This window comes from Rhodococcus sp. USK10 (genome assembly GCF_019378875.1).
Classification (GTDB): Bacteria; Actinomycetota; Actinomycetes; order Mycobacteriales; family Mycobacteriaceae; genus Rhodococcus_F; species Rhodococcus_F pseudokoreensis.
The window spans coordinates 825,802-846,504 of sequence record NZ_CP076048.1 but is presented as its reverse complement, the minus strand read 5'-3'; the positions used below and the strand labels follow the sequence as shown (position 1 = coordinate 846,504).

Sequence of the window (20,703 nt, the reverse complement as noted above, 5' to 3'; positions counted from 1 at the left end):
GGACACTGGACGGGTGAGCCTGGGATCGAAGAAGAACAGCGGAAAGCCCGACGACGGGGTGGTACTCCTGCTCGGTGGTCGCAGCGAGATCGGCCTCGAGATCGCCTCCCGGCTCGCGCCCGGCCGCAAAATCGTTCTCGCCGCCCGCCGCAGCACCGAACTCGCCGCCGAGCGGCAGGCGCTGCTCGATGCGGGCGCGTCCGCGGTCGACTGCGTGGAGTTCGACGCCGACGACCTCGACAGCCACGAAAAGCTGCTGAGATCCGTCGTCGACGCGCACGGCCCGCTGTCGGTGGCGGTGCTGGCGTTCGGCATTCTGGGTGACCAGGCGCGCGCCGAGCGGGACGCCCGGCACGCCGTCGCCGTGGTCCACACCGACTACGTCGCGCAGGTCTCTGTGCTCACCCACCTCGCCACCCTGCTCCGGGAGCAGCGGTCGGGACGGATCGTGGTGTTCTCGTCCGTCGCGGGTGTCCGGGTGCGCCGCGCCAACTACGTCTACGGGTCGGCGAAGGCCGGCCTGGACGGGTTCGCGTCCGGTCTGGGTGACGCCCTCCACGGCAGTGGTGTGTCCCTGCTGCTCGTGCGATCCGGCTTCGTGATCGGCCGGATGACCGAGGGAATGTCGCCCGCGCCGATGTCGAGCACGCCCGGGCAGGTCGCGGACGCGGTCGTGCGGGGCCTGCGCCGCGGCGCAGGCCGAGTGTGGGTGCCGGGACGGTTGCGACCGGTGTTCTTCGTCATGCGACTGCTGCCGCAGGCGATCTGGCGCCGGATGCCGCGATGACCGACCCGATCGTCGTCGTCGGTATCGGTGCCGACGGATGGGACGGTCTGTCGCCGTCCGCGCGACGCGCGATCGAGACCGCCGACGTCGTGATGGGTTCGGGGCGCCAACTCGCCCTGATTCCGGAGTCGCCGGCGGTGCGGGTTGCCTGGCCGTCGCCGCTGGTCCCGGCACTGCCCGGCCTGTTCGAGCAGCATCACGGCCGGCGGGTCTGCGTGCTGGCCAGCGGAGACCCGATGTTCCACGGCATCGGTGTCACCCTCGTCGACCTTCTCGGCGCGGACCGGGTGCGGGTGATCCCGCATCCGTCGTCCGCCACCCTGGCCTGCGCCCGCCTGGGCTGGGCGGCGCACGACACACCGGTGGTCAGTCTCGTGAACCGGCCCGTGGACACGCTCGTGCCGGCACTCGGCGATCGGACGCGATTGCTGGTCCTGAGCCGCGACGAGCACACCCCCGCTGCCGTGGCCGAACTCCTGACGGAACGAGGATTCGGACCGTCGCGCCTCACCGTGCTCGGCGAACTGGGCGGACCCGACGAGTCGAGGCTCGATGGAACGGCGTCGGCGTGGTCGCACGAGCCGGGGCCCCGGCTGAACGTGATCGCGATCGACTGCCGCGCCGAGTCCGGCGCCCTCCGGCTGACCCGGCTGCCGGGACTGCCGGATGCCGCGTTCACCGGTGACGGGCAGATGACCAAACACGAGGTCCGCGCCCTGACGCTGTGCGCCCTCGCACCCGCGGCGGGGGAGGTGCTGTGGGACGTGGGAGGCGGATCGGGCACGATCGCGATCGAATGGATGCGCACCCACCCTCTTTGCCGGGCAGTGACTTTCGAGCGCAGCGCGGCACGCGTCGACCAGATCACGTCGAACGCCGCAGCGCTCGGGGTGCCGTCCCTCGCGGTGTTCGGCGACGCACCCGTGGCCTTCGGGGACGTGCCCGCCGACCTGTCCGCTCCGGACGCGATCTTCGTCGGCGGTGGCGTCACCCAGGACGGTCTGCTGGACGAGTGCTGGTCCCGGCTCCGGGTCGGTGGCCGGATGGTAGCCAACGCGGTGACGGCGGAATCGGAAGCGCTGCTGCTGCAGTGGTTCTCGCACTGCGGCGGGCAGCTCCGCAAATTTCAGGTGTATCGGGGGGAGCCTCTCGGTGGGTTCACCGCGTGGCGGCCGCAACTGCCGGTGGCGCAGTGGTCGGTGACGAAGCAGTCGAAAGGTGTTGTGGCATGACGGTGTACTTCATCGGAGCCGGTCCCGGTGCGGCCGACCTGGTCACGGTCCGCGCGCAGCGGATCATCGCGGCCAGCCCGGTCTGCCTGTACGCGGGCAGCCTCGTCCCGCAGGAACTCCTGGCGGAATGCCCCGAGGGGGCGCGGGTGATCGACACGGCGCGTCTGAGTCTCGACGAGATCGTCGCCCTGCTGATCGAGGCCGACGCGGCCGGTCAGGACGTCGCGCGACTGCATTCGGGTGACCCGTCGATCTTCAGCGCCGTCGCCGAACAGGTCCGCCGGCTCGAATCCGCCGGGGTCGCGTACCAGGTGGTGCCCGGAGTGCCCGCGTTCACCGCGGCGGCGGCGTCGCTGGGGCGGGAACTGACCGTTCCCGGTGTGTCGCAGTCGATCGTGCTGACCCGCGTGTCCACCCTGTCGACCGCGATGCCGGAGGGTGAGGACCTGCGTTCCCTCGGCCGCAGCGGCGCCACGATGGTGGTGCACCTGGGTGCGCACCGGATCGATCAGATCGCCGAAGAACTCACCGAGAACTACGGCCGCGACTGTCCGGCCGCTGTCGTCGCGTTCGCGTCGCGTCCCGACGAGATCGTGCTGCGCGGCACCCTGGCCACCATCGCCGATCAGGTGAAGGCGGCGGGCGTCACGAAGACCGCCGTGGTGATCGTCGGTAGAGTGCTTGCTGCCGAAGGGTTTCCGGACAGCTACCTGTATTCCGCCACTCGCGAGCGCACCACCCACTGAGCGTGACGCGGATCCTGATCCTCGGCGGAACCGGGGAGGCCCGCGCGCTCGCGGCGGCGCTCGCGGACGTTCCGGGTGTCGAGGCCGTGTCCTCCCTCGCCGGCCGGGTCCGAGACCCGCGCCTGCCCGTCGGTGACGTGCGGATCGGCGGTTTCGGGGGAGCGGACGGCCTCGCGGAGTGGCTGCGCGCGCATCCCGTCGACGCGATCGTGGACGCGACGCACCCGTTCGCGGCGCAGATCACGCGCAACGCCGCCGATGCCGCGCACCGCCGCGGCATCCCACTGGTGGTTCTCCGTCGCCCCGAGTGGTCGCCGCGTCCGGGTGAACATTGGCACGGCGCCGCGGACCTCGCCGACGCCGCCGAACTGCTGCCCGATCTGGGAACGAGAATCTTTCTCACCATCGGCAGGCAGGGCGTCGATGCGTTCGCGGACCTGCAGGCACTGTGGTTCCTGATCCGCGCGATCGATCCGCCCGACGTAGCGATGCCGCCGCACTCGACCCTGCTCCTCGCGCGCGGGCCGTTCGCGGTCGCCGACGAGACCGCACTGATGCGTGAGCACCGCATCGACGTCCTCGTCACCAAGAACAGCGGAGGCGGTCAGACCGACGCGAAACTGGACGCGGCACGCGCGCTGGGCGTCCCGGTACTGATGATCCGCCGTCCGCCGTTGCCGCCGGCGACGGCAACGGTCGACGACGTCGCGGGAGCCATCGCCTGGGTCGGCACGCTCACGCGACGATGACCCGGCCGGTCCGGTCAGCAGGCCGGTGCCGGCGCATCCTCGGACAGGGGCTTGCCCTCCGGTTCGGTGTAGAACGCGAGCAGGACCAGCGGTTCCGTACCCAGATTGGAACCCTCGTGGACGTGATCGCTGCCGTGATCCTCGGTGATCGCCTGACCGGCGGTCGTCACCGCGGTCGTGCAGTCCTGCAGCGTGCGCGTCAGCACACCCGACTCGACGAAGGCGTACACCGGGCCGTCGTGGAAGTGCCACCCCGTCGTGCCGCCGGGGGCGATCTCGATGCGCCGTAGCGTCAGATCCGTGCCCGCCGAACTTCCGGCGACCGCCGGAACCGTCGTCTCGAACAGAATCTGTGCGGTCACCCCCGAGGACGGCGTGGCCTGGGCGGGGGAAGCGGACAGCACCGCGGCGACGGCACTGGACAAGACGACCACACTCGATCTGAGGAGCATCGTGACGACCTCTCGGCGCGCTGACCCTGCACACTGCGCGCAGGCGTCCAGGGGGAGTGCAATACGGCGTGTCCAGGGTAGGGCCACGAACCGTGCGGCCGAGGGGATATCCCCGAAATCCGATCGCCGTGCAGACTGTGTCGGAGACTCGGCGACACGGTAGTGGTGACGTCTGAGGTATTCCGGAGCGGAACGACGGGAAGCGTATGACGATCGAGCAGTTACTGACCACGCATTTTCCGGATGATCCCGTAATGGATGCGGCGTTTGCCTCGGCGCTGCTGCGGCGCACGGGGCGAGATCCGAATGCGTCTGGGCTGGTGCGGATCTACAGTCCCGCGCGGACGTTGTCGTTCGGGCGGTTGGACGCTGTTCGGCCGCAGTTTCCGGCCGCGGCCGCGGCGGCGCGGCACCACGGGTTCACGCCTGTCGTCCGGGGCGCAGGCGGTCGGGCGGCGGCATACCACGAGCAGACCCTCGTCGTGGAGATCGTCTCCCCGGACACGGAGGGCATCGTCGGGGCCCGGCCCCGCTTCCAGCGCCTCACCCCGAGGATCGTCACCGTACTGAGGACGCTCGGCGTCGATGCTCGCATCGGACCGGTGCCCGGCGAGTACTGCCCCGGCGATTGGACGGTGAACGGCGCAGGCCGGGTCAAGTTGGCCGGGACCGCGCAGCGAATAGTCGCCGGCGCGTGGCTCTTCGGCTTCGAGCTTGTGGTCGCCGATTCGGATCCCGTGCGGGCGGTGCTCGCCGATGTCAATGCTGCCCTCGAATTGGAGTTCGACCCCGCCACGGCGGCGTCCCTCACGGACCTGAACCCGGCTCTCGGTCTCGAACAGGTTCGGGCCGCGATCCTTGCCGAGATCGGCGCAGTCCACGAACTGACCGCAGACCCCGACCTCCTCGCGGAGGCCGCGAACCTGCGCGACGCACACGTGGCGTGATCGACCTCAGCCATCAGGGCTTCCTGGGGTGTTCACCCCTTTGCGAGCAATGATGCAGGCCTTGGTCGCTCCACGAACCGGCGAATCGGTAATCACGCGTAAGGGGGGCCTCCAATCACACCTGATTCCACCTGCTGCGGGCACCTTCGCGCACTCCAACTGTTTGATCGCGTAAGGGGGACCCGGACCGAGAATCTGTCCGTCACTACTGCGAGGTACCAAAGCTTGGCTGATGGTGATTCCCCGGTGGTGCCTCTTCCCCGTCCAGTGCACGCCCTTCGCACACGGCGTGGGCTATCTCGGGATTGTTGCGGCGACCAAACCTGGTGGGTGTCGAAGCGTGTCCATCTCCACTCCTACACGGAGGCAGGTTGAGTGGAATAGCGTGCCGCGATCTCCTCGATTCGATGTCGCTCGGCGATCGGCATGTTCCACGCTGCTGCGTTGGTATGCAGGATCCTGGTTATGTTCGCGTAGAACCCCGCTGGGCTCATGCCGAACTGGACGAGGATGTCACCCGGTCGAGCACCCCCGTAGGGTGCCCAACTTCGGGCCAGTTCGAGCATGGCTTGTTCTTCCGTGTTCATAACGTCTCCTGCTTGGGAGGGTGGATGAGGGTGCGTCGCGACGCGGCACACCGTGATGGGGCGGAGGGTTCTCGTTTACTGCCCTCGAGCGATCCATTCGGCGAGGTGCGGTGCCTCGGTGCCGATCGTGGTTCCGTCCCCGTGCCCGGTGTGGACGAGCGTTTCTTCGGGAAGAGCGAACAGCCGGTCGCGGATCGAGCCGATGGTGGTCGGGAAATCCGTGTACGACCGGCCCGTGGTCGCTCCGGGGTGCAGTGGTACCGGGGGGTGCAAACGCTCGGCGAGTTCGGGGGCGACGGTGAGGTGATCGTTGTGACCGTGCGTGCAGATCGCGACGTTCACGAGCCGGTCGCCGACGTCGGTGACGACCCGCTCGATCCGAAGCCTTCCTCTCATGACGCCACCACCTGACGCTCGCCGATGTCGGCCGAAGCAACCTCGTCCTTGTGCGTGTCCTTGTGTCGGGCGATCGCCAATTTGAGGTCGAAGTCCGTGTCGGCTGCCTGTTCGGGGGTGAGCGGCATTTCGGTGGCAAGGATCTTTCGTGCCGCCATGTGGTCGCGGGGCTTGTTGACCGACTCGACGCCGAGTAGCCGGGTGCCGAGGAAGCAGAAGATGGAGAAGACCCCGCTGTCGACGGAACCGCGGACCACGTGGGTGTCCGCGCCGGCGGTCAGCCCAGCCATTTGCAGTTTCGATTCGTACTGCTCGGACCAGAACCACGGCACACTCCGGTAGTGGGTGCTGGTGCCGGTGAGCTGGGCGGCGAGGCAGCGGGCCTGATCGACCGCATTCTGTACGGATTCGAGTCGCACGAAGCCGGCTGTTCCCGGGATCGGGTAGGCGGCGCAGTCACCGATCGCCGAGATGTTCTCGTCGGGGGTGCGGAGGTACTCGTCGACGACGATGCCGTTGTCGACGGGCAGGCCCGCCAGGGCGGCGAGTTCGATGTTGGGTACGACACCGATACCCACGACGACGGCGTCGGCGTGTATGACGTCGCCGGAATTTGTGGTGACCCCGGCTGCTCGGCCGTCGGCTGCGTTGATGGTCTTCACTCCGGTCGACAGCCGCATATGCACGCCGTGTTCGGTGTGTGCGGTGGAGAAGTAGCCCGACATAACCGAGGACAGCGCGCGGGCCATCGGCCGATCCATCGCCTCGACGACGGTCACGTCGAGGCCCTTCTTGCGGGCCGCTGCGGCGACCTCGAGACCGATGAAGCCGGCCCCGATCACGACCAGGGACGAGCACGAGGCCATGCTCGATGTGAGGGACTCTGCTTCGCCGGCGGTACGCAGGTAGTGCACGCCGGGGAGGTTGGCGCCGGGGACGGGCAGGAGCCGGTTGCGGGCGCCGGTCGCCAGGATCAGGTGGTCGTACTCGATGGCGGTGGCATCGATCAGCTCCACCCGTTGTGCATCCCGATCGATGCGGACGACGGGCTTGCCGCACGTGAGCGTGATCCGGTGGTCGTCGAAGTATTGGGCCGGTCGCAGCGCAAGGGATTCCCGGTCGGGGTCGCTGTGCAGGTAGGCCTTCGACAGCGGTGGCCGTTGGTAGGGTACACCCGGCTCGTCGCCGACCAGGGTGATCGTGCCGGAGAATCCGTGACTGCGCAGGCTGACGGCTGCCTCGAATCCGGCCTGTCCGGAACCGATGATGACGATGCTCATACTTGCTCCTCCGGAAGCCGGACGATGAGGCCGTCGACGTCGTCGCTGACCACGAGCTGGCAGGACAGGCGACTGGCCTCGGTGCGGGGGCTGACGGTGTCGTCGAGCATTTCGTCTTCTTCCTCGGAGATCGAGGGAAATTTGTCGGCCCAGGGGCTTTCCACGTAGACGTGACACGTCGCGCACATGGCCTGGCCGCCGCATTCGGCGACGATGCCGTCGATTCCGGCGCCGATGGCGGCCTGCATGACCCTTTTGCCGGTAGGAACCTCGACCTCATGCTTGGTTCCATCAGGGTGAACGTAGGTGACGGTAGGCACGTCTGTCTCTCTTTCACGGATAGTGCAGTAATGACGAACTCAGGTGGGGTGCCGGCAGTCGAGCCGGCACCCCACCGCCGACTCACGGCAGAACGGTCTCTTCGTCGGTGAACAGCATCGTCACGCCGCCGGAGGCGAAGTTCGCGACGTCGGCGGCGGCGTTCTGACCCTCGGGGGAGGCGAATGCCTGTCCCGCCTCTGCTTTGCTCTCGAAGTACAGCTGCGCGAGCGCATACGCCGAGGGGGGATTGCCGTCGAGCGAGTCACACTTGCCTGCGGCGAACCGCTTGACGCTCGGGATCTGCTGCACCAGAGGCACATGCTTGGAGCTGTAGTGCTCGTCGAAGGCGGCCGGGTCGGCGGGGTGGTTGTAGACGATGGTGACGCGGTACATGGAGTCCTCGTTTCGTTGGGGTCGGTCAGGGCCGGTCGGCGGGCACGGGATTCTGCTGGGGATCCCACTCGACCAACACGTGCTCGGGTCCCCGGAACGAGGTGTTGGGAAGGTAGGAGAATTCCTGTCCGGCAACAAGTGACATGTGCGGCAGGCGTCGCGAGACCTCTTCGAGGAAGACCTTCATCTCCAACCGCGCCAGTGTCGCGCCCAGGCAGGTGTGGCTGCCGATGCCGAATGTCAAGTGGCGCCGGGCGTTTCCGCGGTGGATGTCGAAGTCGTCGGGTTCGGGGAACATCGAGTCGTCGCGGTTCGCCGACGCCATGACGATCAGCAGTCGACCGCCGGCCGGGATGTCGACTTCGCCGACAGTGGTGTCCACCACGGCCTTGCGGCGCCAGGCGACGACGGATCCGCTGTAGCGGAGGCATTCCTCGATGGCCTTGGGGATCAGCGTGGGGTCGGCGCAGATCTCGTCCCAGGAACTGCGGTTCTCGAGCAGGGTACGGAACGCGTTACCGGTGGCGTTGGTGGTGGTTTCGTGCGCGGCCACCACACCACTCATCATGATGTTCTGCAGGTAGTTGTCGTCGAAGAGGTCGGGGTGCTGCCGCTGCATCTCGATCGCGTGAGGAATCCACCCCTTCGCGTTCGGGTCGGCCTTGAGCTTGTCGACCAGTCCGCCGGCGAACTCCCAGAACTTCCCCATCCCGGTCGCGACCCGAGTTTGTTCGTCTCCGGTCGGGTGTCCCCAGGTGAACAGGGTCTGCTGCATCCCGAAGTGGCGGCAGGTCTCGATGTCCTCGTCGGGCACGCCGAGGAAGATGAGCGCGACGATGCACGGAACTTCGTAGAGCAGATCGCCGATCAGGTCGGCCCGGCCATCCTTGATGACCCGGTCCAGATAGGTGTTGACGACCTCGCGGATCTTCGGTTCGAGCGTGGCGACGTTATCGGCCTCGAACGGTTGCATCAGCAGGCGGCGACGTTCGGTGTGGATCGGCTCGTCTTCGTTCACGATCGTCGGGCCGGGAGCGAACTGATAGCTGCCGAGGATCAGCAGCGCCTCGTCACTGATCGGGGTGATCTGGTCGAGAGTGATCGACGGGGAGAACACCGACGGTGTCTTGAAGATCTGCTTGATGTCCTCGTAGCGCGTGACCACCCAGTAGTCGAGCAGTGGACTGTAGAACACCGGCTCTTCCTTGCGGGCCTCCCGCAGCGACGAGGATGGATCGACCTGGTAGGCGCCCTGGAACGGATCGAAGCCTGCCGCCATACCTGAAACGGGGCATCCGGTCGGGCTTTTCACGCCTTCCGGCGCGTGATCGACGGTCATTCGTCTCCTCCAAATGTGGATATAGGAGCTGTTGAGTAATTCCCGATTAGCGTATGATTCAGGTCACATGACGCGCTATCCTGTGAGCGCATCAATATAGCCAATTGGCGCAGTAACTGAATCGTTCTCGATTTAGTGCGACCAGAGAGACCGACAAAGTAGATGAGCGAAGACCCGGATCGCGGAAACGGCACAAAGACCTATCTTTCCGACGATATCGACGAGGCGCGGGCCATCGGCAGCGATCTCTACTACCCCCATGAAGTTCGCGTCCTGGGGGACGAGCATATTTTCCAGATGCGAATGACTGCGGCCTCGTTCGGTCCCGTCACGCTCGGCCGGCTGGATTATTCGACCGAGGTGGAAATCTTCACCAACGAGTTGCGCGACTCCTATCAGGTGAACATCCCGATGCGGGGGGAGCTGGTCACCGGCTCGGGTCGCGCGCGGACCGTGGCGACTCCCCACCGCGCCGCGGTCTACCGGTGCGACCAGCGGACCTTGCTGCGTGGGTGGGCCTCGCCCTATCCGACCCCGGTGCTGGCCCTGAAGATCGATCGCCGGGCGCTCGAGGATCAACTCGCGGCACGGTTGGGAAGCGAGATCGTCGACCCGATCGTCTTCGGCATGGACCTCGATCTGGACACCGTCGTCGGCCGTCAGTGGCTCTCACTGGTCGAAGGACTGTCCCATCAACTCGACAGTCCCGAGGCGTTGGCGCTGCATCCCATCGTCTCGACACCGATGGCCGAGTGCCTGATGAGCGGGCTCCTCGTCGCGGCCGAGCACGATTACAGGGCAAGGCTGTACGAACCCAAGCCCGCCCTGCCGGGAATTGTCCGGCTCGCCGTCGACTACCTCGAGGCGCACGCGCAGCAGCCCCTGACAGTGGCGCAGGTCGCCAGGAACGTCGGGGTGAGTGTGCGGTCTCTGCAGGTGGGGTTCCAGAATTCGTTGGGTACGACGCCGATGCGGCAGCTGAAGATCATCCGCATGCAGAAGGCGCGCAAGGACCTGCTCAGGGCGGACCCGGCGAGCGAAGGTGTGACCGAGATCGCGCAGCGGTGGGGGTTCCTGCACGTCGGCCGGTTCGCCGGGGAGTACAAGCAGACCTTCGGCGTGAGTCCGTCGGAGGACCTGCGCACGGTGCCGTTCCGGTAGCAGATATGAACGATCCCGCGGAAGTGATCGTGCTCATTCACTTCCGCGGGATCGGTGCCGTCCGGATCCGTCAGCGCCAACGTCCTGCTCCGGAGGGGGAGGGGCTCGTGGTTACTGCGCCACGGCGGCCAGGTTCGGTGCGGCGATCGTGAATTCTTCACGGAAGATCAGCCGGGGCGCCATCCGACGTCGTTTGAGGGCCTTGACCGCCGCCTCGACCATTGCCGGCGGTCCGCACAGGTAGGCGCTCATGCCCTTGCACGACGAGAAGTCGTCGAGCACGACATCGGTCACCATGCCCATGGCCCCGTCCCACTGTTCCTCGCTCAGCGCGGGGCGGTAGTGGAAGTGCTCGTGCTCCTGTGCGAGGTCACGGAAGAAGCCGACGTCGTACAGATCCTCCTGGCGGCGTCCGCCGTGGTAGAGGTACAACTCCGGAACCAGGCGCTCGGCCAGCGCATGCTGGACGATCGACTTCAACGGCGCCAGTCCGGTACCACCGCCGATCAGGATCGCGGCCTCGTCCTGCTGGTTGACCAGGTTGAACTGGCCCAACGGCCCGCGCAGAGAGATGCGGTCACCGACCTGCATCGGCCCGAAAATCCACCCGTCCGTGGCCAGACCTCCGGTCGTGAGTTTGACGTGGAATTCCAGGTTCCGTGTCTCCGTCGGCGGATTGGCCAACGAGTACTGCCGGCCGACGTTGTGGCCGGGGACGATCAACTCGACGTACTGACCGGCGTTGAACAGCATCGGCGTGTCCACCTCGACCACGAGCCGACGGGTGTTCGCAGCGATGTCCTCGAGCACTGTCACCGTGCCCGCGTAGTCACGCAGTGGGAAGCGCGGAATTCCGTTGTCCCCGGCTCCGCCGATCGGTTCGACCACCAGATCGGAGCAGGGGGTGGCCATACAGCCGAGAGCCAAGCCTTCGGCGCGCTCGTCCGTGGTCAGGGTGTACTCGGGGGATTCGTTGTGGCGTACCTCCCCGCACAGCACCTCGAGCTTGCAGGTGCCGCAGGTGCCCTGGGTGCACGAGTGCGGAAGCCACTCGTTCGCCCGCAGCGCTGCATCGAGGATGGATTGGTCTTCGGCAACGGTGATGTCCGAATTCTTACCCTGGATACGGACCGTGTAGTTATTAGCCATTTCCGACAATGCTCCAATCCAATAAAAATTCTCCCGAAGTGCCCGACCCATCAATCTCCGGACCGGGCACTTCGGACCTCCGGAAATGTGATTCCGTTACACTTCCCATTTGACGAACAATTGCTTCGGTCCACGGAAACCCCAGCCCCAGAAATCGACCTCGTGAGCCTCGTCGCGTTCCAGGTTCGGAATGGACTCGAGCAGTTCCTCCAGGCCGATCCGGATAACCGAGTTGGCGAAATAGGTACCCGCGCAGGCGTGCTTTCCGCCACCGAATGTCATGTTGGGAAGCAGGGCCCGATCGATATCGAATTCGGTCGGGGCGTTGTAGGCGTTCTCGTCTTGGTTGGCCGAGCCATAGGAGAGCATCACGATCGACCCCTCCGGCAGTGTCACGCCACCGACCTCGACCTCGTGCGCGGCGCGCTTGACCACAGCAGACCAGATCGGCGCCACCCAGCGCATGCCTTCCGAGACCGCCCGGGGGATCGACGCCGGGTCGTCGACGACCCGTTCGAGCTGTTCGGGCTTGGTGAACAGTCCTGCCAGCGTGGTCGCCATCGCGTGCCCCGGCTCCTGCATCGCTCCGAGCAGGAAGACGTACAGGTTGGGGTAGATGACATCGCGACTGCGAGTCTCACCTTCGGGCATACCGTCGTGCAGCCAGTGCGAGATCGCGGTGTGATCGGGTTCCATGATCCACTTGTCGATCTTGGGATCGACGTGGGCGATGATCTCGGCCTTGGCTTCGTCGCCGGGGATGAACCCGTCCGGGTTGGCGAATTCGCCGTTCTCGTCGACCGCGGCGTTGGTGAAGGACACGCTCAGCTTGTGGAACCATTCGCGAAGCTTGTCGGTGCTGACGTCATCGAGTCCGAGGAGATCACCGAGAGCACGAACGCTGACCGGCTCACAGTACGCAGCGACGATGTCGGCGTTTCCGTCGTTCTCGATCTCGGCGAGTCGCTGACGGGCGAAGGGGCGCACCAGATCATCGATGTACTTGTCGACCGCTGAGGGCTGCAGGTGCGGTTCGACCATGTCCCGCAGCTTGCGGTGTTCGTCGCCGTTCGTGTTGAGCAGTGCGCCGGGTCCGAAGGTGCGGCCTCCGGCCGCAGAGATGACGGCCGGCCAGTTCTCGGCGTCCTTGGCGATGTCGGCGCACAGTTCCTTCGTCGACACGATATACATGCCCAGAGCCGGGACGAAGGCTACCGGGGCCTCCTTCCTCAGACGCTCGTAGAACGGATAGGGGTCGGTCTCGAGCTCTTCGATCGTGATCTCGTCGATGAAACTCTGGGTGGAAGTCATGGTGCTCCTTCTACTTCGGGCCCGCATGCAGTGGGGACTCGCGCGGTTCACTCGTGTGAACCGACGACCGAGCGAAAGTGGATGGGTTCAGGTGTGAGGTGCCGTGGAGTCGATCGACGATCCCGGCCCGCACAGCCCGACTGGAAAGTGTTGTCAGGACGCGGGTGCGCCGGCGACGGCGTGGGAGTGGTCGATCTCGTCCGGGATCGTCTGATCGGCTGCTGCCGCGTCGGGGGTGGGTCCGCCGGGGCCGAAGTGCGCGTACTTCTCGATGTGCTGGTCGAGCGAGAGCGGGCTGGGGGTGCCGTAGGTGAAGTAGGTCTCCCACGGAAGCTTCGCGCCGCCGATCGCCAGCCCGGTGTCGATGTCGGACATCTGCCAGGTCTTGGTCTCGCCGTCGGGATCGAGGTGCAGGTACCCGACCTCACCGAACAGCTCGATGCGGTTGCCGCCGGGTTCGAAGACGTAGAGGAACTGGGCCTGGGTGATGCCGTGCTTGTCGGGGCCGGCCTCGATGCGAATGTCGTAGTCGCGGAACATCTCGACCGCGTCGATGTTGTGCTGACCGGTGCCGTAGTAGAACGCGAGGTGGTGCATCTTGCCGCGTTCGCCCTGCGCGTCCCGCAGACAGGCGACCTCGTGGCCGAGGATGTTCGAGCCATCCAGGCACCGATCTCGGTGTCGCCGTCGACGACGCGTTCGGTGGTGCGGAACCCGAGGTGGCGTTCGAAGGAGTTCTTCACCGCGCTGACGTCGCTGGCGAGCAGGTTGAGGTGGTCGATGCGCTTGACGGGAATGCCCTGCAGCGGCTTCTTCGACGGGCGGGTGAGGATCTTGGACTGCAGCTCCGGCGGGGCCTGGTACTTCTCGACCTCCCACAGCAGTTCCAGGTTGTGCCCGTCCGGGGACTGGTAGGTGAAGGTCTTGCCGTACCCGAAGTCGCTCTCGCGCCATGCTCCGTCGACGTTGGCGTCCTTGAGTGATGCGGCCCGGCGTTCGAGGGCTTCCGGGGAGCTGGTGCGCAGTGCGGCGTGGCCGAGTCCGGCCTGGGTGGATTCGGTGACCTTCAGGCTCCACTGGTACGGGTCTTCGTAGGCGCGCAGGTAGACCGATTGCCCCTCGGTGTGGGTGATGTACATCCCGAGGAACTTGGTGAAGAAGTCCACCGTTTCCTGCGGCTTGGGGCTCAGCAGTTCGGCACGGGCGAGATGGGAAATCTCGAACCGAGAGTCACTCATGTCGTTCTCCTTTGTTGCCTGCCGGCGATGGCAGGGTCCGCTCCCCGAAGGCGTCGTGGGGTGGTGTGCCCCAACGGCGATCGGGACCAGTGCGGCGTGGCGTTGTCTGGCGCTTCGGCCCTGCCGATTCGGTATCGGCTTGTGTCCGATGTCACGAGAATGATCCGAATCACCCGCTGTCCGCTACACAATCCAGAATTGCCGAACAAGCGACGAAAATCACCCCAATAGTGTTCGGAGACTGGGAAATTGTGCGTTCTGCGGATATCCGCTGCGCTAGTCTGCGTTTTTTGGACTTCGCCAAGTAGGTGGTCCTGTCATGCCGCGCCCAGATCTGGGTTACGCCGTCGTGGCGTACCAGCCGCCGTCTGGGGACCTGGACGGATAGTTCGCGCACTGCGGCCGATCTCCTGGTGCGAGAGCTCGGCGTTCGCGCGCTCTGCGTTCGTGGTCCTCGTCGGCACGGGAGTCGGGGAGCCCGCGGTCCTCCCTCTTGGTAATCCGTCAAGTGTGATGGTCCAGTCGCCGCAATTGGATGCCAAGCGCCATAGCCAACGATGTAGACCGGGTCTTCTCCGGGGCGACTTCGTTACCACCTGGACCCGCTGATTTCCTCGGCAGTGGGAGCTGAAGCATTCAGTGAGCACGCTGCCGCGTAGTCAGGTGGAGGCCGCTCGGTCGCACAGGACAGAGCCCACGGCTACGCCGGTGCGCAGATCGTACCCAACTGGCCGCTTCCAGATCGTCCTCCTCGCCGACGGATGGTGGCGAGCTCTTCTTGTGTGAATGGATTCTCTTCCTGAGGTGTCACTTCGTCGCGAGCCTGACAGTGTCGTCGACCCCAGATCTAGGTACAACTCCGAGATTGCCGCGGCGGCCTCCGCGTCTGATTCGGCTCATGTGGCAAAGAGGCTCCCTCGATGGGGCAAATGACCTAGCCGCGGCAGGTCATGAATCGTCGTGATCGGAGTCATACGAGTGTGTTGCTCGAGAGGGCAGCGGTCTTACCGTGAGTAGACAGACCCCGGCGCTCGACTTTTCGTCTGCGCCTACAGCAGAGATGGGAAAGCAATGACGTTCACAGTCGACGGGATGCGAACCGCACCAGAGGTATACGCGTGGAGCCGTTTCGGGCAGCAGGAGTACACCGATTGGCTCGACGAGAGCATGTCCTGGAAGCAGACCTGCTACATCGGCGACTGGTCTTTCCTGTGGCAACACCGGTTCACCGGCCCCGACGCCCTCCGGCTGTTCTCCGACATCTCCGTCAACAGCTTCGCGAAGTTCGATCACGGCCAGTCCAAGCACGTGATCCACACGAACAATGACGGGAAGGTGATCCACGAGGGCGTCTTGACCAAGTTCGGGGACGACGACTTCATGCTGCACGGACGCGGCGGCTTCTGGGCGAGCTACCAACTGGGCCGCACCGACTATGACGTGAAGGTTCAGCAGGAGGACTGGTTTATCTACCAGGTGTCCGGCCCGAACTCGGTGAAAGTGCTCGAGAAGGTCAGCGGTGAGTCCGGCCTGCGCGATACCGGGTTCATGCGCCTGCACCCGATCACGATCGGTGGCTACAAGATCTGGGCACTGCGGCAGGGCATGTCCGGTGAGATCGGCTTCGAGTTGCAGGGCCCGAAGGAATACGGGCAGGAAATCTATGACCTCATCGTCGAGGCCGGGCAGGAGTTCGGGATCCGCAAGCTCGGCGGCCGGGTCGCGATGATCAACCACCTCGAGGCGTGCTTCCCGACCATCGCCACCGACTACATTCCGGCGATCTTCGACGAGGACATGGCCGAGTACCTCGACGTCTTCACCTCGTCGATGCCGTCGTTCGCGCAACCCGCCTACATCGCCGGCAGCTACGACGGGCGTGCGATCAGTGAGTACTACCGCAGCCCGGTCGAACTGGGATGGGCCCGCAACATCAACTTCGACCACGACTTTCTCGGCCGCGCCGCATTGGAGGAGGAGAAGGCCAACCCCCGCCGCGTGATCCGCACCCTGGTGTGGGACGCCGACGACGTTCAGGACGTGTTCGCCTCGCTGTTCCGGCCGGGGGAGAACTACCCGTACATGGAGATGCCGCGCGACCAGCGGGGGTTCATGTGGGCCGACAAGGTAACCGCAGGCGACGACCTGGTCGGTATCGCAACCTCCCGGGGATACAGCTACTACTACCGGCAGATGCTCTCGCTCAGCACGATCGACGTGGCGCACAGCGAACCCGGGACCGAGCTGACCGTGCATTGGGGTCGCCCGGGCGGCCCTCAGAAGCCGATCCGCGCGACCGTGGCGCCGGCTCCGTACAAGCCGGACCGCCGGCGAAGTGACCTCCACACCGCATAATCCACCTCGAAGAATGTGAAAGTCCCGTCATGACCCACTCTTACGTGCTGACCTTCTCCTGTGACGACGAGCCGGGCATCGTCAGCGCCGCCTCGACCGCCCTGTTGCAGCTCGGCTGCACCATTACCGACGCCCAACACTTCGACGACCAGCTCACCGGCCGGTTCTTCTCGCGTATTCAGTTCGACACGGTGCGCGCCGACCTCGAGAAATCAGAGGTCAGCGCCGGATTGTCACCGGTGCTGACGTCGTTCGATGCAACGTGGACAGTCACTAGCACCGACGAGCGAATGCGCGTACTGATCATGGCGTCAAAGCTCGATCACTGCCTGGTGGACCTGCTGTACCGCTGGCGCACCGGCGAGCTGCCCATGGATGTCGTGGGTATCGTGTCGAACCACCCGCGCGAGGTATACCAGAACATCGACCTCGGCGACCTGCCCTTCCATCACCTTCCGGTCACCAAGGACACCAAGGCGGATCAGGAAGCCAAGCTCCTCGGCCTCGTCGACGAATACCGGGTCGACCTCGTGGTCCTCGCCCGGTACATGCAGATCCTCTCCGATGACTTGTCCGCAAAGTTGGCCGGAAGGTGCATCAACATCCATCATTCGTTCCTGCCCGGCTTCAAGGGTGCGAAACCGTACCACCAGGCTCATGCGCGAGGTGTGAAGCTGATCGGAGCCACCGCGCACTACGTGACCGGCGACCTGGACGAGGGACCCATCATCATCCAGGATGTCGAGCCGGTGACCCACCGCGACACCCCGGACCAACTCGTGAGGAAGGGGCGGGACATCGAACGTCGAGTTCTTGCCGCGGCAGTCCGCCATCATTTGACCGGGCGGGTGCTGACCAACGGCAGCACCACCGTGGTGTTCGCTGACTGAGAGGACGAAGGCAGCTGGGTGGCAATGCACCCAGCTGCCAGTCACGATGCACCTGCGCGGCGTAAGGGTTCGGGTTCGTCCGCCTCGAGTTCGACCACCCAGCAGGCGTGGATGGATTTCGACCGACAGGTGACGCGTCTGACGAGGGAAGGTACTCGTCGGACGCGTCACCCGTGTAAGGGGGACCACCCGCCGCGAAGTCGAGGATGGCTCGACTGACGGCCTGGATGAGCTCCGACGGCCGTGCTTTTCGCTGTGGATGGCCGCCACGCGAGAGAGGCGAGCGTGGCCGTGCATCCGCCTGCACCTCGCCGAACGAAGATTCCGGTGTTCGTTCGGCGAGGTGCAGGCTTAGCGGAAGCCGAGGGCGGTGAGAGCGTTCTCCTTCAGGATCAGGGGGCGAATTTCTTTCCTGATCTCGAGTTTGTCGAACTCGCTCATCCATCGATCCGATTGCAGGACGGGAAAATCGGAACCGAAGAGAACTTTGTGTCTGAGATACGAGTTTGCGGCACGGACGAGTTGGGGCGGAAAGTATTTCGGGGACCATCCGGAGAGGTCGATGTAGACATTGGCTTTGTGTGTTGCGATTGCGATCTGTTCGTCGGCCCACGGGATCGCCGGGTGGGCCATGATGATGGTGAGATCGGGGAAGTCGGCGGCGATGTCGTCGAGCAGCATGGGATTGGAGTAGCGGAGTTTGACTCCATGGCCTCCAGGGAGACCTGCTCCGATGCCAGTCTGTCCGGTGTGGAACAGGGCAGGTACGCCGGCTTCGGTGATTGCCTCGTACAGCGGATAAAATCGTCGGTCGTTCGGCTCGAAGCCTTGCATGCTCGGATGGAACTTGAAGCCACGAACTCCGTAGTCGTCGACCAGGTGAACGGCCCGTTTGACGGCCGCCTTGCCGCCCCACGGATCGACAGACCCGAACGGGATCAGCACATCGTTGTTGCGCGCGGCACCTCGGGCAATATCTTCCACCGAGTTTCCGGGATGACCGCTGGCGGAGCCGGCGTCCACAGTGAAGACGATCGCTGCCATGTTGCGTGCACGGTAGTGAGCCGCGACCGAATCGACTGTGCTGGCCCTGTCGGCCTCTGACTTGAAGTACTGAGCGGATGCCGCCATGAGATCGTCGTCAAGTGCTCGATGACCGCACCCGTCAACCTCCACATGGGTGTGGACGTCGAGGGCGGTAATTGCGTCGAAGTCGATTGCGCATTCGTACTTCTCGGCGCGGATGCTGGAATCGTCCGCTAGGGAAGTTGAGAGACTCATTCGTTGTTCCTTGGTCGGGATGGGTGAGGTCGGGCGCTGCGGCGGCCTTCAGGCGCCGGTAGGGGCACCGTTCAGGGCGCGTCGTATGAGTGAGGCCGTCTCGGAAACATGCTCCGGGCTCACTACCACACCGAGGTCGAGGGCGTCAGAGATGCTTTCGCCCTAGACGATCCGCTTCAGTGGAAGCTCGAGGCGCTTACCGGTCCTATTGCGTGGAATGCTGGGAACGATGACGACATGATCAGGAGCGTGCCGCGGTGAGAGGCGTGTCCGAAGTGTGCGTCGAACCTCGTGGTGCACCTGTTCCGGCTCGACAGCGCTGGTAGCCGCAAGTTCGACGGCGAGCACCAGTGCGCCCATCCCGGCTTCATCTTCGAAATGCAGAACGATGCTGTCGGTAATGTCGGGTTCCGAGTCGAGGACGGCGTAGAACTCGGCGGTGCCGAGCCGAACCCCGCCTCGGTTGAGGGTCGCGTCGGAGCGGCCGGTAATCACCCAGGTGTCGCGTTCGGTGTGGATCAGCCAGTCGCCGTGTCGCCATTGGTTCGGATATACGTCGAAGTAGCTCGCGCGGTACCGTGCAAAATCCTCGTCGCCCCAGAAGAACACCGGCATCGAGGGCATCGGCTGGCGAACCACCAATTCGCCCGGAACACCCTGAACGGGAACACCGTGCGGGTCGAGTGCGTCGACATCGACCCCGAGTGGGCGGCAGGACATCTCGCCCGCATAGACCGCCACCAGGGGGCAACCTCCGATGAATCCCGTTCCCACATCGGTGCCACCAGAGGACGAGAGCAGCAGGAGATCGTTGTTCACCGCGGTGTAGATCCACCCGGACGCGTCGGCTGCCAACGCCGATCCGGATGACATGATCAGCCGTAGATTGTGCAGATCCCACTGGTCTGCGGGGCGTAGTCCCGAATGTGCCCAACGCGTCAAGTAGGCTGCGCCGGTCCCAAGGAACGTAGCTCCTGTCTCTGCAGCGATAGCCCACTGTGACCACGGGCCGTCGAGCGCTGGCCACGCCGGGTCGCCGTCGACAAGCACGATGGCCGTGCCGAGCAGAAGTGAGGACACCATCAGGTTCCACACGACCCAACCGGTGGTGGTGTAGTAGAACGCGATGTCGTCTGCGGTGAAGTCCTGGTGAAGGCCGAGCATCTTGTAGTGTTCGAGAAGAAACCCGCCGTGACAGTGCACGATGGCTTTGGGGCGCCCTGTTGTTCCAGAGGAAAAGAGCACCACTAGTGGATGACCGAAGGGTACCGGGTCCGTGGTGACGGGCCCGTCCTCAGCGGTGAACTCGGAGTACGAAATGAAGTTGTCGGGAATCGTTGCGTCCGCGTCGAGATAGGGCAGCAGGACCATCGTGGAATCGGGCAGTGCGGCACTGATTTCCATCAGATCGGCTTCGCGGCCGATGTTCTTGTCGCCCCAGCGGTATCCGTCAACCGATATGACCAACGACGGATCGAGCTGGTTGATGCGTTGGAGTGCCGCGCTCGCCCCCATCTCCGGCGGAACGCAGCTCCACACCGCTCCCACCGCGCTGGTAGCGAGGTACGCGGCGACGGCTTCGGGGACGTTCGGCAGGTAGCCCACGACACGGTCCCCGCGCCCGATGCCCAATCGGCGCAGACCGGACTGGATGCGTCCGATCTCCGCGATCAGGCGTGCACCGGTCCATTCGACGTTGCCCGTGGTTTGGCTACGCGAGAGGACCATCACTCTGTCTGGTCGCGCCGACAGCTCTCGCAGGATGTGTTCTGCGTAGTTGAGTGTGGTACCTGGGAACCACTGTGCCCCCGGCATCGTCGGGTCCGCGAGCACAGCAGAGTGCGGTGTGTGCGCGATGACGCCGAATTCGTCGCAGATCGATTCCCAGAAGCCCTGGAGATCCGTAGTCGACCATCGCCAAGCGTCTTCGTAGGTGTCGAAGTGCTGGTCGGTGCGTTCCTCGATCTTCGATAGGTATCGGCCCAGCCGGCTGTTGTGCCACTCGGTCTTTGTGGGTGCCGGACGAAGCACGTGTCCTGGTGCGGGAGTATTCATCATCGGTGGATCACTTTCGGAGAGTTGAAGTCCC

At 65.0% G+C, this 20,703-nt stretch carries 18 protein-coding genes and 2 pseudogenes; 8 read left to right on the top strand and 12 right to left on the bottom strand.

The genetic code is table 11. The features are described 5' to 3' along the window. Positions 1–13 precede the first annotated feature (13 nt). Genes I1A62_RS10760 through I1A62_RS10745 form a run of 4 tightly spaced genes read left to right on the top strand, consistent with a single transcriptional unit; the run spans position 14 to position 3,514 of the window. Positions 14–787 carry an SDR family NAD(P)-dependent oxidoreductase gene (locus I1A62_RS10760; protein WP_219458695.1) on the top strand — a complete coding sequence of 258 codons (774 nt, stop codon included), beginning with the start codon at positions 14–16 and terminating at the stop codon, positions 785–787. Next, entirely contained in the window at positions 784–2,019 is a 1,236-nt protein-coding gene (cbiE, locus tag I1A62_RS10755) for a precorrin-6y C5,15-methyltransferase (decarboxylating) subunit CbiE (protein ID WP_219458694.1), read from the top strand. The genes I1A62_RS10760 and cbiE overlap by 4 nt, the downstream gene beginning before the upstream one ends. After that, complete coding sequence (gene cobM / locus I1A62_RS10750; RefSeq protein WP_219458693.1) at positions 2,016–2,765, top strand: precorrin-4 C(11)-methyltransferase; 750 nt, start codon at positions 2,016–2,018, stop codon at positions 2,763–2,765. The genes cbiE and cobM overlap by 4 nt, the downstream gene beginning before the upstream one ends. 2 nt (positions 2,766–2,767) lie before the next feature. Beyond that, complete coding sequence (locus I1A62_RS10745; protein WP_219458692.1) at positions 2,768–3,514, top strand: cobalt-precorrin-6A reductase; 747 nt, start codon at positions 2,768–2,770, stop codon at positions 3,512–3,514. Positions 3,515–3,528: 14 nt separating this feature from the next. On the opposite strand, the gene I1A62_RS10740 is transcribed toward I1A62_RS10745, so the two are convergent. Then, entirely contained in the window at positions 3,529–3,966 is a 438-nt protein-coding gene (locus I1A62_RS10740) for a cupin domain-containing protein (protein WP_124395149.1), read from the bottom strand. Positions 3,967–4,172: 206 nt separating this feature from the next. Between I1A62_RS10740 and I1A62_RS10735 the strand changes: the two genes are divergently transcribed. Further along, positions 4,173–4,913, top strand: coding sequence for a lipoate--protein ligase family protein (locus I1A62_RS10735; RefSeq protein WP_219458691.1), 741 nt, complete (start codon positions 4,173–4,175; stop codon positions 4,911–4,913). A gap of 356 nt (positions 4,914–5,269) precedes the next feature. Here I1A62_RS10735 and I1A62_RS10730 read toward each other — a convergent pair whose 3' ends face one another. The 6 genes and pseudogenes from I1A62_RS10730 to I1A62_RS10705 form a co-directional block, all read right to left on the bottom strand. Next, a complete protein-coding gene (locus I1A62_RS10730) occupies positions 5,270–5,500 on the bottom strand; it encodes a DUF3263 domain-containing protein (protein WP_219458690.1) in 231 nt (76 codons plus the stop codon). Between the two features lie 75 nt (positions 5,501–5,575). Further along, a pseudogene (locus I1A62_RS10725) lies at positions 5,576–5,869 on the bottom strand (MBL fold metallo-hydrolase); the annotation flags it as partial. A gap of 23 nt (positions 5,870–5,892) precedes the next feature. Next, a complete protein-coding gene (locus tag I1A62_RS10720) occupies positions 5,893–7,176 on the bottom strand; it encodes an NAD(P)/FAD-dependent oxidoreductase (protein ID WP_219458688.1) in 1,284 nt (427 codons plus the stop codon). Continuing rightward, complete coding sequence (locus I1A62_RS10715) at positions 7,173–7,496, bottom strand: 2Fe-2S iron-sulfur cluster-binding protein (protein WP_015889129.1); 324 nt, start codon at positions 7,494–7,496, stop codon at positions 7,173–7,175. The genes I1A62_RS10720 and I1A62_RS10715 overlap by 4 nt, the downstream gene beginning before the upstream one ends. Positions 7,497–7,578: 82 nt before the next feature. Further along, positions 7,579–7,890, bottom strand: a complete 312-nt coding sequence (locus I1A62_RS10710) for an EthD family reductase (RefSeq protein WP_219458687.1) — start codon at positions 7,888–7,890, stop codon at positions 7,579–7,581. A gap of 25 nt (positions 7,891–7,915) precedes the next feature. After that, positions 7,916–9,229, bottom strand: coding sequence for a cytochrome P450 (locus tag I1A62_RS10705; protein WP_124395143.1), 1,314 nt, complete (start codon positions 9,227–9,229; stop codon positions 7,916–7,918). 162 nt (positions 9,230–9,391) lie between these two features. Between I1A62_RS10705 and I1A62_RS10700 the strand changes: the two genes are divergently transcribed. Beyond that, positions 9,392–10,390 carry an AraC family transcriptional regulator gene (locus tag I1A62_RS10700; protein WP_219458686.1) on the top strand — a complete coding sequence of 333 codons (999 nt, stop codon included), beginning with the start codon at positions 9,392–9,394 and terminating at the stop codon, positions 10,388–10,390. Between the two features lie 111 nt (positions 10,391–10,501). On the opposite strand, the gene I1A62_RS10695 is transcribed toward I1A62_RS10700, so the two are convergent. From I1A62_RS10695 to I1A62_RS10685, 3 genes and pseudogenes are all read right to left on the bottom strand, one after another. Next, positions 10,502–11,539 carry a 2Fe-2S iron-sulfur cluster-binding protein gene (locus I1A62_RS10695; protein WP_124395142.1) on the bottom strand — a complete coding sequence of 346 codons (1,038 nt, stop codon included), beginning with the start codon at positions 11,537–11,539 and terminating at the stop codon, positions 10,502–10,504. A 96-nt stretch (positions 11,540–11,635) separates the two neighbouring features. Then, positions 11,636–12,850: a cytochrome P450 gene (locus I1A62_RS10690; RefSeq protein WP_124395141.1), complete on the bottom strand. Its 1,215-nt coding sequence runs from the start codon at positions 12,848–12,850 to the stop codon at positions 11,636–11,638. Positions 12,851–13,003: 153 nt separating this feature from the next. Further along, positions 13,004–14,088: pseudogene (locus tag I1A62_RS10685) on the bottom strand (VOC family protein). Positions 14,089–15,180: 1,092 nt separating this feature from the next. On the opposite strand from I1A62_RS10685, the gene I1A62_RS10680 reads away from it, so the two are divergent. Both I1A62_RS10680 and purU read left to right on the top strand, forming a co-directional pair. Then, on the top strand, positions 15,181–16,443 hold the full coding sequence (locus I1A62_RS10680; RefSeq protein ID WP_095864000.1) for an aminomethyltransferase family protein: 1,263 nt from the start codon (positions 15,181–15,183) through the stop codon (positions 16,441–16,443). A 29-nt stretch (positions 16,444–16,472) separates the two neighbouring features. Beyond that, on the top strand, positions 16,473–17,333 hold the full coding sequence (gene purU, locus I1A62_RS10675; protein WP_095863702.1) for a formyltetrahydrofolate deformylase: 861 nt from the start codon (positions 16,473–16,475) through the stop codon (positions 17,331–17,333). Between the two features lie 351 nt (positions 17,334–17,684). Here the strand turns inward: purU and I1A62_RS10670 are convergent, their stop codons facing one another. Next, a complete protein-coding gene (locus I1A62_RS10670; protein WP_124395226.1) occupies positions 17,685–18,614 on the bottom strand; it encodes an amidohydrolase family protein in 930 nt (309 codons plus the stop codon). A 162-nt stretch (positions 18,615–18,776) separates the two neighbouring features. Further along, complete coding sequence (locus I1A62_RS10665) at positions 18,777–20,669, bottom strand: acetoacetate--CoA ligase (protein ID WP_219458685.1); 1,893 nt, start codon at positions 20,667–20,669, stop codon at positions 18,777–18,779. Between the last annotated feature and the right edge of the window lie 34 nt (positions 20,670–20,703).

Bases quoted from the DNA above. Each gene is read 5' to 3' on its own strand.
- I1A62_RS10740 (WP_124395149.1), bottom strand. From the start codon at position 3,966: ATGCTCCTCAGATCGAGTGTGGTCGTCTTGTCCAGTGCCGTCGCCGCG.
- I1A62_RS10695 (WP_124395142.1), bottom strand. From the start codon at position 11,539: ATGGCTAATAACTACACGGTCCGTATCCAGGGTAAGAATTCGGACATC.
- I1A62_RS10665 (WP_219458685.1), bottom strand. From the start codon at position 20,669: ATGAATACTCCCGCACCAGGACACGTGCTTCGTCCGGCACCCACAAAG.
- I1A62_RS10735 (WP_219458691.1), top strand. From the start codon at position 4,173: ATGACGATCGAGCAGTTACTGACCACGCATTTTCCGGATGATCCCGTA.
- I1A62_RS10670 (WP_124395226.1), bottom strand. From the start codon at position 18,614: ATGAGTCTCTCAACTTCCCTAGCGGACGATTCCAGCATCCGCGCCGAG.
- cbiE (WP_219458694.1), top strand. From the start codon at position 784: ATGACCGACCCGATCGTCGTCGTCGGTATCGGTGCCGACGGATGGGAC.
- I1A62_RS10705 (WP_124395143.1), bottom strand. From the start codon at position 9,229: ATGACCGTCGATCACGCGCCGGAAGGCGTGAAAAGCCCGACCGGATGC.
- I1A62_RS10730 (WP_219458690.1), bottom strand. From the start codon at position 5,500: ATGAACACGGAAGAACAAGCCATGCTCGAACTGGCCCGAAGTTGGGCA.
- I1A62_RS10720 (WP_219458688.1), bottom strand. From the start codon at position 7,176: ATGAGCATCGTCATCATCGGTTCCGGACAGGCCGGATTCGAGGCAGCC.
- cobM (WP_219458693.1), top strand. From the start codon at position 2,016: ATGACGGTGTACTTCATCGGAGCCGGTCCCGGTGCGGCCGACCTGGTC.
- I1A62_RS10690 (WP_124395141.1), bottom strand. From the start codon at position 12,850: ATGACTTCCACCCAGAGTTTCATCGACGAGATCACGATCGAAGAGCTC.
- I1A62_RS10680 (WP_095864000.1), top strand. From the start codon at position 15,181: ATGCGAACCGCACCAGAGGTATACGCGTGGAGCCGTTTCGGGCAGCAG.
- purU (WP_095863702.1), top strand. From the start codon at position 16,473: ATGACCCACTCTTACGTGCTGACCTTCTCCTGTGACGACGAGCCGGGC.
- I1A62_RS10700 (WP_219458686.1), top strand. From the start codon at position 9,392: ATGAGCGAAGACCCGGATCGCGGAAACGGCACAAAGACCTATCTTTCC.
- I1A62_RS10710 (WP_219458687.1), bottom strand. From the start codon at position 7,890: ATGTACCGCGTCACCATCGTCTACAACCACCCCGCCGACCCGGCCGCC.